Source organism: Geomonas diazotrophica, from assembly GCF_019063885.1.
Taxonomy (GTDB): Bacteria; Desulfobacterota; Desulfuromonadia; order Geobacterales; family Geobacteraceae; genus Geomonas; species Geomonas diazotrophica.
The window spans coordinates 4,563,882-4,577,797 of the sequence record NZ_CP077684.1; the positions used below are offsets into that span (position 1 = coordinate 4,563,882).

The 13,916-nt window shown below is 64.3% G+C and carries 7 protein-coding genes; 5 read left to right on the forward strand and 2 right to left on the reverse strand.

All coding sequences use genetic code 11. From position 1 onward, the window contains the following. Positions 1 to 2: 2 nt before the first annotated feature. The 5 genes from KP003_RS20215 (at position 3) to KP003_RS20235 (ending at position 11,490) form a co-directional block, all read left to right on the forward strand. Positions 3 to 2,453, forward strand: coding sequence for a DUF3536 domain-containing protein (locus KP003_RS20215; RefSeq protein ID WP_216497098.1), 2,451 nt, complete (start codon positions 3 to 5; stop codon positions 2,451 to 2,453). Positions 2,454 to 2,465: 12 nt separating this feature from the next. Continuing rightward, positions 2,466 to 5,429 carry a malto-oligosyltrehalose synthase gene (locus tag KP003_RS20220; RefSeq protein ID WP_216497097.1) on the forward strand — a complete coding sequence of 988 codons (2,964 nt, stop codon included), beginning with the start codon at positions 2,466 to 2,468 and terminating at the stop codon, positions 5,427 to 5,429. Positions 5,430 to 5,683: 254 nt separating this feature from the next. Continuing rightward, positions 5,684 to 7,663: an alpha-1,4-glucan--maltose-1-phosphate maltosyltransferase gene (locus KP003_RS20225; protein ID WP_216497096.1), complete on the forward strand. Its 1,980-nt coding sequence runs from the start codon at positions 5,684 to 5,686 to the stop codon at positions 7,661 to 7,663. Between the two features lie 12 nt (positions 7,664 to 7,675). Continuing rightward, complete coding sequence (treS, locus tag KP003_RS20230; protein ID WP_216497095.1) at positions 7,676 to 11,035, forward strand: maltose alpha-D-glucosyltransferase; 3,360 nt, start codon at positions 7,676 to 7,678, stop codon at positions 11,033 to 11,035. Next, entirely contained in the window at positions 11,032 to 11,490 is a 459-nt protein-coding gene (locus KP003_RS20235) for a CHRD domain-containing protein (protein WP_216497094.1), read from the forward strand. The genes treS and KP003_RS20235 overlap by 4 nt, the downstream gene beginning before the upstream one ends. 151 nt (positions 11,491 to 11,641) lie before the next feature. On the opposite strand, the gene KP003_RS20240 is transcribed toward KP003_RS20235, so the two are convergent. Continuing rightward, positions 11,642 to 12,604 (reverse strand): YihY/virulence factor BrkB family protein, encoded by a 963-nt coding sequence (locus KP003_RS20240; RefSeq protein ID WP_216497093.1) that lies wholly within the window; start codon positions 12,602 to 12,604, stop codon positions 11,642 to 11,644. A 69-nt stretch (positions 12,605 to 12,673) separates the two neighbouring features. Further along, positions 12,674 to 13,894: a zinc-dependent alcohol dehydrogenase gene (locus KP003_RS20245; protein WP_216497092.1), complete on the reverse strand. Its 1,221-nt coding sequence runs from the start codon at positions 13,892 to 13,894 to the stop codon at positions 12,674 to 12,676. Between the last annotated feature and the right edge of the window lie 22 nt (positions 13,895 to 13,916).

A 13,916-nucleotide genomic window follows, 5' to 3' on the forward strand; every position in this document is an offset into this window, starting at 1 on the left:
TCATGGCGCAGGAGAACGATACCCAGCGTTACGTCTGCATTCACGGTCACTTCTACCAGCCTCCCCGGGAGAACCCGTGGCTCGAGGCTGTCGAGATTCAGGATTCGGCCTTCCCCTACCACGACTGGAACGAGCGCGTCACCGCCGAGTGCTATGCGTCGAACGCGGCCTCCCGCGTCCTGGACGGCGACAGCCGCGTCATGAACATCTCCAGCAACTACGCGAAGATCAGCTTCAACTTCGGTCCCACCGTCCTCTCCTGGATGGAGCAGGCGGCCCCGAGGATCTACCAGGCGATCCTCGACGCGGACAAGCAGAGCATGCAGTGGCGCTCCGGCCACGGCTCCGCCATCGCCCAGGTCTACAACCACATGATCATGCCGCTTGCGAACGCGCGGGACAAGCGGACCCAGGCGGTGTGGGGCATCGCGGACTTCGAGAAGCGCTTCGGGCGCTTTCCTGAGGGGATGTGGCTCGCCGAGACCGCCGTCGACCTCGAGACGCTCGACATCCTCGCCGAGCTCGGGATCAGGTACACCATCCTGGCGCCGCACCAGGCCGCGGCCTATCGCGCCGTCGGCGAGGAGGAGTGGCTCGAGGCGGAGATCGACCCGACCCGCGCCTACCTCTGCAACCTCCCATCCGGCCGCACCATCAGCCTCTTCTTCTACGACGGACCGATCTCCCGCGCGGTCGCCTTCGAGAAGCTCCTGGAAAGCGGCGAGGCGCTCGCCAGCCGGCTCGTCGGCGGCTTCACCGAGGAGCGTGACTGGCCCCAGCTCATGCACATCGCCACCGACGGCGAGACCTACGGCCATCACCAGAAGTTCGGCGACATGGCCCTCGCCTCCTGCCTGAACCACATCGAGAGCAACAACCTCGCCCGGCTCACCAACTACGGCGAATACCTGGAGCTTTGCCCCGCGCAGACCGAGGTGCGCATCCACGAACGCACCTCCTGGAGCTGCGCACACGGGGTTGAGCGCTGGAACAGCGATTGCGGCTGCTCCGGCGGCATGCCGGGGTGGAACCAGCAATGGCGCCAGCCGCTGCGCGCGTCCCTCGACTGGCTACGGGACCTGCTGGCGAAGGGGTTCGAGCAGAAGGGGCGTGAACTGTTCAAGAATCCCTGGCGGGTGCGGGACGCCTACATCGAGGTGATCCTGAACTGCGGAATGGAGGTGGCGGAGCAGTTCCTTTCCAGGCACGCGCTGCGGGAGCTTACGGCAGAGGAGAAGATCAAGGCTCTCAAGCTATTAGAGATGCAGCGCCACACCATGCTCATGTACACGAGCTGCGGCTGGTTTTTCGATGAGCTCTCCGGGCTTGAGACCGTGCAGGTGATCGACTACGCGAGCCGCGCGCTGCAGCTCGCCGGGGGCGTGGTTGAAGGACCGGTGGAGAAAGGGTTCCTGGAGCGGCTCAAGGAGGCGAAGAGCAACATACCTGAATACAAGGACGGACTCTGGATATATCAGAACTTCGTGCTCCCGATCCGTCTCGACCTGGTGAAGGTCGGCGCCCACTACGCCTTCAGCTCCCTCTACGAGGATTACGAGGAGCATTCGCAGATCTACTGCTACGCCATCGCCAGGGAAGAGTACCACAAGATCGGCACCCCGGACGCCGTCATCGCCATGGGACGCATCCATGTGGCGAGCGAGATCACCGAGGAGAAGGCCTGTCTCACCTTCTGCGTGATGCGTCTGGGGAGCCACGATTTCAAGGGGGGGGTGATGGAGGGCTGCGACCAGCAGGGGTATGCCGCCATGCGCGAGGAGTTGAGCGCCGCCTTCGACAAGGGGCTCTACTCGGACCTGGTGCTCCTCATGGACAAGCACTTTGGCACGCACAGCTTCTCCCTTTTGAACCTCTTCAGCGACGAGCAGCGCAAGATCATCGGGGAGATCATAAACCGCAACCTCGAGGAAAGCGTCGCGAGCTACCAGGAGATGTACGAGCGCGTACGGCCGCTGATGGAGTTCGTCAAGGAGACCGGGGTGCCGGTCCCCCACGTCTTCATGGCCGTGGCCCAGCCGGCCCTGAACGAGGCCCTGAAGCGCGCCATGAGCGAGGAGGACGTGGACGAGGAGGGGGTGCGACGCATCGTGGGGCAGATCCGGAAATGGGGCGTGGGGATCGAGGGGCCCGAGACCGAGTACTACATGCGGCGCCACCTGGAGAAGCTCTCGGCCCAGTTGCTCCAGGACCCCTCCGACCTCAAGGTGATGGGCAGGATGCAGAAGTACATGGAACTTCTTAACGAGATCCCGGTCAACCTTGTGCTGTGGCAGCTGCAGAACGACTATTACGACCTGGCGAAGACCGTCTACCCGGAGTACCTGGCGCGTTCCAGCAGCGGCGAGGAGGGGGCGAGCCTCTGGTTCGATGCCTTCAAGAAGCTCGGGGACATGCTGCACTTCAACCTCGACGCGGTACTGCCGCAGGGATAGACGGGGGATGCGATGGAACGCCAGCCACGCCAGCCGCAGGCACGTATACCCAGCGCCACCTACCGTTTGCAGTTCAACGCCGGCTTCACCTTCGCCGACGCCACCAGGATCGTCGGCTACCTGCACGACCTCGGCGTGAGCGACGTGTACGCCTCCTCCTACCTTGCGGCAAAGGAGGGGAGCGTGCACGGCTACGACGTGGTGAACCAGACCATCCTCAACAGGGAGCTCGGCGACGAACGGAGCTACCATGCCTTCGTGGACGAGCTCGCCCGCCACGGCATGGGGCATATCCTCGACTTCGTACCGAACCACATGTGCATCGAAAGCGGGGACAACATCTGGTGGATGGACATCCTCGAAAACGGCATGAGCTCCCCCTACGCCAACTTCTTCGACATCGACTGGGCGCCGGTGAAAAAGGAGCTGACCGGGAAAGTGCTGCTGCCGTTTCTGGGAGACCAGTACGGCAAGGTGCTGGAGAGCGGCGGGTTGCAGCTTCTGTTCCGCGACGGCGCCTTCTTCGTCCAGTGCAATGCGCTGCAGATACCGATCGAGCCGCGCAGTTACCTCCAGATTCTCCAACACCGCCTGGACGTCCTGAAGGAGAGGTTTCCGCCGGACGCCGCGCCGGTCCAGGAGCTTTTGAGCATCGAGACCGGGCTGCAGCATCTCCCTCCCGCCACCGAGCAGGACCCCGAGAAGATGGGCGAGCGCCAGCGGGAGAAGGAGATCATCAAGAAGAGGCTCTGGCAGTTGTGCCAGGATGCGCCCGAGGTTACCGAGTTCATCGCGGAGAACGTCAGGATCTTCAACGGAGTAAAGGGGGAGCCGGGCAGCTTCGATCTCATGGACCAACTGCTGCAGGAGCAGGTCTATCGCCTCTCCTACTGGGGGGTCGCCACCGAGGAGATCAATTACCGGCGCTTCTTCGACATCAACGCGCTGGCGGCGATCCGCATGGAGGACCAGGCGGTCTACCACCTCACCCACGGGCTGCTGTTGCGGCTGATCCGCGAGGGGAAGGTGACCGGGGTGCGCATCGACCACGTCGACGGGCTCTACGACCCCGTTTCCTACCTGCAGAACCTGCAAAAGAGCGCGTACCTGCAGCTCTGCGGCTGCGGCCAGGGGGGAGAGGGGGACGACGGCCCGGAAGGGGAGTATTACCGGGAGCTGGAGCGGGAGCCGTACTACCAGCCGCTTTACGCGGTGGTGGAGAAGATCCTGATGAAAGGGGAGCAGCTCCCGGAACAGTGGCCGGTGGCAGGCACCACCGGTTACGAGTTTTTGAACAGCGTGAACGGCATCTTCGTGGACACCGAGGCCGCCAAGCAGTTTGACCGCATCTACGACCGCTTCGTAAAACGCGTCTCCGACTTCACCGAGATCGTCTACGAAAAGAAGAAGCTGGTGATGCAGGTCTCGCTCTCCGGTGAGGTGAACATGCTGGCGCACCAACTGAACAACATCTCCGAGCAGGACCGGCTCACCCGCGACTTCACCTTGAACAGCCTGGCCCGTGCCATCAGCGAGGTGATCGCCTGCTTTCCGGTCTACCGCACCTACGCGAATTCCCCCTCCGTGCGCGACAAGGACATGCAGTACATCGAGGCGGCGGTGTCCAAGGCCAAGCGGAGGAACCCGGCCATCAGCGGCTCCGTGTTCGATTTCGTGCGGGACGTGCTCCTTTTGAAGGCTCCTGAGCGCGCCGCCGAGGAGAGCCGCCGCACCTGGCTCTCTGTTGCCATGCGTTTCCAGCAGATCACCGGGCCGGTCATGGCCAAGGGGCTGGAGGACACCGCCTTCTACGTATACCACCGGCTCATTTCCCTGAACGACGTCGGCGGGATGCCGGGCAAATTCGGAACCACCCTGGACGCATTCCACGGCCAGAACCTGGAGCGCAACAAGAACTTCCCGCACGGCATGATCACCACATCCACCCACGACTCCAAGCGCGGCGAGGACGTACGCACCCGGATCGACGCCCTCTCCGAGCTTCCGGAACTCTGGCAGAAATCGGTGGTGCGCTGGAGCCGGATCAACAAGGGGCGGGCCAGCCTGATAGACAACCAGCGAGTCCCGGACCGCAACGAGGAGTACCTGATCTACCAGACCCTGCTCGGTGCCTGGCCCGCGGGGGAGATCGACCAGGCTGGCTACGAGAGCTTCAGGGGGAGGATCAAGGAGTACCTGATCAAGGCCTTGCGGGAAGCCAAGGTCAACACCAGCTGGGTGAGCCCGAATGCGGCTTACGAGGAGGCGGTGCTTGGTTTCGCGGACGGCATCCTGGAGCAGTCGCCGGGGAACCTGTTTTTGCGTGAGTTCCGGTCGCTGCAAAAGCGCCTGGCCCGCTGCGGCGTTTTCACCTCGCTGTCCCAGGCCCTCCTGAAGATGACCGTCCCGGGAGTTCCGGACTTCTACCAGGGGACGGAGCTGATCGAGTTCACCCTGGTCGATCCCGACAACCGGCGCCAGGTCGACTACGGCGCGAGGATCGTGGCGCTGCGGGAACTCCGGGTGCGCGAGGCGGAGATCGGCGCGCAGGCGCTCTGCCGGGAGCTTCTGGAGCGAAGCGAAGACGGCCGGATCAAGCTCTTCCTCATCTACCGGGTGCTGAACTACCGGCGGCAGAACCGCGACCCGTTCGATTTCGGGGAGTACCTGCCGCTCGAGGCAAAGGGGGCGCGGGAGCGGCACGTCTGTGCCTTTGCCAGGAAGGGAGGCGAAGGTGTGCTCATCGTGGCGGCGGCGCGGCTGGTGGCGACGCTCATGCCGGAGCCGGAGAGTAGCCCGCTGGGCGAGGGGGTGTGGCAGGACACCGTGCTGCTGCTGCCGGAAGGCGCGGCCCCGCGGTACCGCAACGTGGTCAACAGTCAGCCGGTAGAGGCAAAGCGGCACGGGGGACGGCCGGCGATACCTCTTGCCGTCTTGTTCGGCGAGGTGAGCGTGGCGCTGCTGGAGCCTGCCTAGCTGATCCCTCACCCCCGCCCCTCTCCCGGAGGGCGAGGGGGGAATGGCCCCCGACGGCCAGGGGGACTTGGACGTCACCCGACCTATCCTCTCTTCGACGGCGAGGGGGTCATGGACGTCACCCGCCTTATCCCCTCTCCGACGGCAAGGGGACTAGGACGTCCCGCCTGATCCCCTCTCCCTCCGGGAGAGGGTGCCCGAAGGGCGGGTGAGGGCGGTGCCGCGGATGCAGCCGTTGAAGACGAGGTGAGCCTATGGAAGGGAGAGCCCGGATAGCCATCGAGATGGTGCACCCGCAGATCGACTGCGGCAGGTTCGCCGTGCAGCGGATCGCCGGCGACGAGATGGTGGTGCAGGCAGATGTCTTCAGCGACGGACACGACGAGGTCGTGGCTCTGCTGCTGTACCGCCGGATGGGGGAGGAGCAGTGGCAGGAGAGCGTGATGCGGCGCCTGAACAACGACCGCTGGGAGGGGAGCTTCGTTCTGGGCGAGCCCGGCTTCTACCAGTACACCTTGATGGGGTGGGTCGACCACTTCCGTACCTGGCAGAGGGACCTGCAAAAGCGGTTCGAGGCGGGGCAGGACGTGGCGGTCGACCTGAGAATCGGCGCGAAGATCCTGGAGCAGGCAGCGGGGGAGGCCAACGCGGAGGATGCGGCAAGGCTGCGGGAGGCGGCCGCGGCGCTCTCGGCGGAAAAGGACCAGGAAGGCGCGGTGGCGCTCGGGCTGGAGACCCGGCTCGCCGACCTGGTGAGCACCTGCTGCGCGCGCGGGCTCGCCACCCTCTACCACAAGGAGCTGGTGGTCAGGGTGGACCGCAAGAAGGCGCTCTTCAGCAGCTGGTACGAGCTCTTCCCGCGCTCGCTGGGCGTTGAGGGGCGCCACGGCACGCTGCGGGACTGCATCGCGCTCCTCCCTGACATCGCGATGCTCGGCTTCGACGTCCTCTACCTTCCCCCGATCCACCCCATCGGCTCCAGCAAGCGCAAGGGAAAAGCCAACGCCGTCGAGGCCCAGCCGGGCGACCCCGGCAGCCCCTGGGCCATCGGCTCCGAGGCCGGAGGGCACAAGACGGTGCACCCGGAGCTCGGCACCCTGGACGATTTCCGCTACCTGGTGCGCGAGGCGGAAAGGCACGGCATCGAGATCGCCTTGGACCTCGCCTTCCAGTGTTCGCCCGACCATCCCTACCTGAAGGAGCACCCGGAGTGGTTCACGTGGCGCCCGGACGGTACCGTGCAGTACGCGGAGAATCCCCCCAAGAAGTACCAGGACATCGTGCCGATCAACTTCGAGACCGCTCAGTGGGAGGAGCTCTGGGAGGAGCTGAAGTCCATCGTCTTCTTCTGGATGGACCAGGGGGTGCGCATCTTCCGGGTGGACAACCCGCACACCAAGCCTTTCCCGATGTGGGAGTGGCTCATCGGCCAGGCCAAGGAGAAGTCGCAGGACGTCATCTTCCTGGCCGAGGCCTTCACCCGCCCGAAGATCATGGCCCGGCTCGCCAAGCTCGGCTTCACCCAGTCCTACAGCTACTTCTCCTGGCGTAACAGCAAGGGAGAGCTGACCGAGTACCTGACCGAGCTGACCCGCGGCGACACCAGGGAGTTCATGCGCCCGAATTTCTGGCCCAACACCCCGGACATCCTCACCGAATACCTGCAGTACGGGGGGCGCCCCGCCTTCATGATCCGGCTCGTGCTCGCTGCCACGCTCTCCTCAAACTACGGCATCTACGGCCCGGCTTACGAGCTCTGCGTCGGGGAACCGGAAAAGCCCGGCTCCGAGGAGTACCGCGACGCCGAGAAGTACGAGATCCGGCAGTGGGACCGGGAGGGGGGCGGCAACATCCGCGAGCTGATCGTCATGCTGAACCGGGTCCGCCGCGATCACGCGGCGCTGCAGCAGACCAACAACGTCACCTTCCTCGCGGCCGATGACGACAGCGTCCTCTTCTACGCCAAGATCGCCGAGCAGAAGAAGGGATCGCTCCTGGTCGCGGTGAACCTGGATCCCTTCCGGGTGCGCACGGCGCGACTCAGCCTGCCGCTGGAGCTGTTCGGCGTGCGGCCGGGGCAGTCGTACCTTCTGCACGACCTGATCGGCGGCGATCACTCGATCTGGCAGGGGGAGACCGCCACCGTGCGGCTCGACCCGCAGATCAACCCCGCCTGCATCTACCGGATCAGCACCTGGCAGCGCCGGGAGTCCGACTTCGACTACTACTTCTAGCAGGGGTAAGCCATGCCATTTCGCAACGAGAAGAACCCGCTCTGGTTCAAGGACGCCGTCATCTACGAGGTGCACATAAAGAGCTTTTGCGATTCCAACGGGGACGGCATCGGGGACTTCCGGGGGCTGACGCAGAAGCTCCCGTACCTGCGCGACCTGGGCATCACCGCCATCTGGGTGCTCCCCTTCTACCCCTCGCCGCTTCGGGACGACGGCTACGACATCGCGGACTACCGCAGCGTCCACCCCGACTACGGCACCCTGCGCGACTTCCAGGACTTCCTCAAGGGTGCGCACGCCTTGGGGATGCGGGTCATCACCGAGCTGGTCCTGAACCACACCTCGGACCAGCACCCCTGGTTCCAGAAGTCCCGCAGCGCCAAGCCCGGCTCTCCCTGGCGCGACTTCTACGTCTGGAGCGACACCCCCGATAAGTTCCTGGACGCCCGCATCATATTCAAGGACTTCGAGGTCTCCAACTGGACCCGCGATCCCGTCGCCAAGAGCTACTACTGGCACCGCTTCTACTCGCACCAGCCCGACCTCAACTACGACAACCCCCGGGTGCATGAGGCGATGTTCCGGGTCATCGACTTCTGGTTCGGCATGGGGGTGGACGGCCTGCGCCTGGACGCGGTTCCGTACCTGTACGAGCGCGAGGGGACCAACTGCGAAAACCTCCCGGAGACCTACGAGTTCCTAAAGAAGCTGCGCTCTTACATCGACGCGAAATATCAGGACAAGATGCTGCTCGCCGAGGCGAACCAGTGGCCCGAGGACGCCGCATCATACTTCGGAGGGGGCGCCGCCTGCCAGATGGCGTTCCACTTCCCGCTCATGCCCCGCATGTTCATGGCGCTGCAGATGGAGGACTCCTTCCCCATCGTCAACATCCTGCAGCAGACCCCGCCCATCCCGCAGCAGTGCCAGTGGGCCATGTTCCTGAGAAACCACGATGAGCTCACCCTGGAGATGGTGACCGACGAGGAGCGGGACTACATGTACCGCATCTACGCCCGGGATCCCCGGGCACGGATCAACCTCGGCATCCGGCGCCGGCTCGCGCCGCTCATGGGGGACGACCGGCGCAAGATCGAGCTGATGAACGTGCTCCTGTTCACCATGCCCGGCACTCCGATCGTCTACTACGGCGACGAGATCGGCATGGGGGACAACTATTACCTGGGTGACAGAAACGGCGTGCGCACCCCGATGCAGTGGAGCCCGGACCGCAACGCCGGGTTCTCGCCGGCAAACCCGCAGAAACTCTACCTCCCGATCATCATCGACCCGGAGTACCACTATGAGGCGCGCAACGTCGAGAACCAGGCCAAGAACCCTTCTTCGCTGCTTTGGTGGATGAAGCGGATGATCGACCTGAGAAAGAGGTTCCGGGCCTTCGGCTGGGGGACGCTCGAGTTCATCCCGCTGGACAACCCCAAGGTGCTGGCCATGCTGCGCCAGTATGAGGACCAGATCATCCTGGTGCTGATCAACCTTTCCCGGGCCACCCAGTTCGTGCAGGTGAACCAGCCCCGCTTCGTGGGCTTCTATCCGGAGGAGATGTTCAGCCGCAACCGGTTCCCGGCCATCAAGGAATCCCCGTACGGTGTCATCATGGGGCCCTACGACTACCACCTGCTCATTCTGGCCGACGGTCGGGAAAAGACCAAGCCGCGCGAGGAGGGGGTGCTGGAGGAGATCGCGGTGACGGGCGGCTGGGAGAACGCGCTCAGGGCGGCGGGGCTGCGCCAGTTGGAGCAATCGGTCCTGCCGGACTACCTCAGGAAGTCGCGCTGGTTCCAGGGGAAGAGCCGCATCATGGTCAGGTTCTCCATGCTTGACATGCTCACTATCCCGATCGACAGCTCCTCGGTCATCCTCGCCTTCCTGGAGGTCACCTACAGCGAGGGGACGCCGGAGGTCTACCTGCTGCCGCTGCACTACGTCCCGATGGACGGCGGGGGCGAGATGCTCCTCGGCGCTTCCCCTGAGGCGGTCATATGCCAGCTCAGGGTGGGGGACCGGCCGGGGCTTCTCTACGACGGCCTCTACAACTCGCATCTGCGCTGGGTGCTCTTCGAGCTCATCTCGCGCAGGAAGTCGCTGAAGGGCGACGGCGGCCGCCTCTCGGGACAGCCGGCCATCGCGCTGGCGGCGCTCATGGAAGGGAAGAAGCCCCCGTTCCCGTCCCAGGTGGGGAAGGCGGAGCAGAGCAACAGCTCCGTAACCTTCGGTAACAACTTCTTCTTCAAGCTCTACCGGCGCATGGAGGAGGGGGCCCACCCGGAGCTGGAACTCGGCAGGTTCCTCGACCGGGTCCGCTTCCCGCACGTGGCACCCCTAGGGGGGACCCTGGAATACCGGCGCAACAGCGGCGAGGCCTTTGCCATGGGACTTCTGCAGGGGTTCGTCCCGAACCAGGGGGATGCCTGGACCTTCACGCTCGGCGAGGTGGGGCGGTTCGTGGACCGCGTCCTCGCCCACCGCGAGGACGCGAAGAAATCGGGGCTCGAGCCCCACCCCGGCAACGAGTCGAGCGGCTTCACCCCCGCGCTCTTGGAGCTCATCCAGGGGGTGTATCCCGACAGGGTCGCCCTCATCGGCAGGCGGACCGCCGAATTCCACATCGCACTCTCCTCCCGCAGCGACGACGCGGACTTCGCGCCAGAGCCCTTCACGCTCCTCTACCAGCGCAGCGTTTATCAGTCCATGCGCACGCGCTGCAGGAAGGTCCTCGAACTCCTGCGCAGGAACATGGCGGCCGTCCCGCAGCAAGCGGCCGGCGAGGCGGAGGGGCTTCTCGGCATGGAGAACGACCTTTACGCCGTCTTCCAGAAGTTCATGGTGCGCAAGTTCGGCGCCATGAAGACCCGCGTCCACGGCGACTACCACCTGGGGCAGCTCCTCTACACCGGCGACAACTTCCTGATCATCGACCTGGAGGGGGAGCCGATCAAGTCGCTGAGCGAACGGAGGATCAAGCAGTCACCGCTACGTGACGTGGCAGGCATGATGCGCTCGTTCCACTACGCGGCGCACGCCGTGATCATGCAGCGCACGCAGGTGCGCGACGAGGATATCGCCTACCTCCTTCCCTGGGTCCATGCCTGGTACCGCTACAACGCCGCGGTCTTCCTCGACGCCTACCGGGAAGTGGCGTCCGGCGCCTCGTTCATGCCGAGCGCGCCGGACGAGGTGGAAATCATGCTGCAAACCTTCATGCTGGACAAGGCGATCTACGAGCTGGGCTACGAGCTCAACAACCGGCCGGAGTGGCTCTCCATACCGCTCTCCGGCATTCTCGACCTCCTTGTCTTGGGGCAGGCTTCCGCCAGGCCGGAGGGCGCCGAAAAGGGGAGAACATCATGAGGAAATGGCAAATGTCGGTGGTAGTCTTGGCCGTGTTGGCTACCCTGCCGGCGGGGGCGGAACAGAGGATCTTTCGGGCCAAGCTTTCGGGCCAGCAGGAGGCTCCCTTGGTGAAGACTCCGGCCCGGGGGGATATCAAGATGATTTACGCGGGCGGCGAGATGAGTTACGAGTTGAACGTGAGCAGGATAACGAGCCCGGTCGCGGCGCACATCCATCACGGCAAGCCGGGGCAAAATGGCCCCCCCTTGGTGGGGCTGTTCGGTGGTCCGGTGAAGATGGGCGTATTCAAGGGGATCCTCGCCGAGGGGCTCATCACCAATGAGAACCTGATAGGCGAGCTGGAGGGGAAAACCGTCGAGGACCTGGTACGTATCATAGATGCCGGCGAGGCCTATGTGGATGTGCCGACGGTGACCTACCCCATGGGCGAGATCCGGGGGCAGATCAAGTAAGTTCTTTCTGCGCCAACACCCACCTTGCCCCGGGCGTCCCCACCCCCGGAGTGGAGGGACAGGGAGGGGGAACACCGGCTGCCACAGCCTCACCCCCTCCCAGCCTCCCCCTTCGGGTGGAAGGAGCGTTCTGCGCCACTCGTCATCCCCTCTACGATTTTGCCGCCTCTTCCTTTGCCTTCCGCTGTGACTCCTCCTTTGAATGGGTGCCGCGCTCCGCGGCGTGCTCCCCTTCCACCTTCTCACCCGGCTCCTTCCCCTCCTTCGAACTGTGCTCGATGACCGCGTTGATGACTGCTCCGGCCAGGATGATCAGCCCGCTCAGGTAGAGCCACAACAGGAGCACGATCACGGCGCCGATGCTGCCGTAGGTCTTGTCGTAGGAGCCGAAGTTGTTGATGTAGTAGGAAAAACCGAAGGACATGGCGATCCAGCAGGGGATGGCGACCACCGCGCCGGGGCTGATCCATTTCCACTCGTGTTCCACGTCAGGGGTGAAGTAGTAGATGATGGCGACGGCAAGCACCAGGAGGAAGAGGGTGACGGGGATGAGCCCGATGACGAGGCCGACCTTGAAGGCGACGCCGAAGTCGATCACCCCGGCTATGAAGTCGGCGATCTTCACCCCGAACATGAGCAGTACCATCGCCCCCAAAAAGAGTAGGGAAAGCCCCACCACAAGCCCGATGGCGACCAGGCGCACCTTCCAAAACGGACGCCCCTCCTTGACGTCGTAGAGGTTGTTCATCGCGTCCATGACCGAAACCATGGCGTTGGAAGAAGCCCATAGCGCCAGCAGGATGCCGATGGACAGCAGCCCCTGCTTCTTGTTCAGAAAAAGGGCCCGGATGTTGCTCTCGATCAGGGAGAACGCCTCCGAGGGAAGAAACCTGGCCGCGTTGGCCAGCATGTAGTCCATCAGGTGAGGGATGGGGAGGTAGCCGATCAAGGTGGTGAGAAAAAGCAGGAAGGGGAACGAGGCAAACAGGAAGTAGTAGGCCATGGCGGCGGCATGTTCCGAGCAGTCCTCGTCGCTGAACTTGTGGTAGGCCTTTTTCGCCAGGTCCTTGTAACTGGCGTCACCCAGCTTGAAGTGGCTGCGCAGTGAAAACATGTCGGGCTCCTCCTCTTGCGAGGGCATCTGTTACCCCTCTATGGCGGCATGCCATGTGGGGGGGCGGGTCTATACGGCTCTCGCCTCCTCGGGGCCCGGCCTGGCGGCACTTGCCGATTCCTGAGGGTTCAGGACGATCTTGATGCAGGCATCCTGCTTGTTCAGGAAGGTCTTATAGGCGCCGGGCGCCTGGTCGAGCGGCAGCCGGTGCGTGATGATGGAGGAGGGATTCAACTGCTGCTCCTCTACCAGCTTGAGCAGGTGCGGCAGGTACTTGTGCACGTGGGCCTGCCCCGCGTGCAGGGTGAGCCCCTTGGCAAAGATGGCGCCCATGGGGAAATTGTCGATGAAGCCGCTGTAGACCCCGACGATGGAGAGCGTCCCCCCCTTGCGGCAGGCCTTGGTCAACTGGCGCAGCGCCGAGGTGCGGTCCGTTTCGAGCCGGAGCGTCTGCTTCACCGAATCGTAGATCCCCTCGATGCCGGTTCCGACCGCTTCCAGCCCGACGGCGTCGATGCAGGAGTCCGGACCGCGCCCCCCGGTCATATTCTGCAGCGCCTCCGCCACGTCCACCTCCTCGTAGTTCAGCACCTCGGCCCGGCACTGGGAATGGGCCATCTGCAGGCGCTCCGGGAAGCGGTCTATCCCTATGACCCGCTCGGCCCCGAGGTGCCGTGCCGACATCATCGCCATGAGCCCCACCGGGCCGCACCCCCAGACGGCGACGGTGTCGCCGGGGCTGATGTTGCAGTTGTCGGCGGCCTGGTAGCCGGTCGGGCAGATGTCGGTCAGGAGCACCACCTGCTCGTAGGGGATCCCGTCCGGGATCTTCTCCAGGCCGACGTCCGCGAACGGGACCCGGACGTACTCGGCCTGGCCGCCGGAGAAGCCGCCGTACATGTGCGAGTAGCCGAAGATACCGCCACCGGTGTCGCCGTAGAGGTGCTCCAGCATCCAGGAGTTGGGGTTGGAGTTGTCGCACAGCGACCAGAGTTCGTGCTTGCAGTACCAGCAGACGCCGCAGGAGATCGGGAAGGGGACGATGACCCGGTCGCCGACGTGGAAGCGGGAGACGCCGCTCCCTGTCTCGACGATTTCTCCGACGAACTCGTGCCCCATGATGTCCCCTTTCTTCATGGTGGGGACGTAGCCGTTGTACAGGTGCAGGTCGGAGCCGCAGATGCAGGTGAGCGCGACCTTGACGATGACATCCCCCTTGCTGACGATTTGCGGGTCCGCCACCTCGTCCACCCGCACGTCATGCTTGCCGTGCCAGCATACCGCCCTCATATACCCTCCTTGTCCGCCGCGT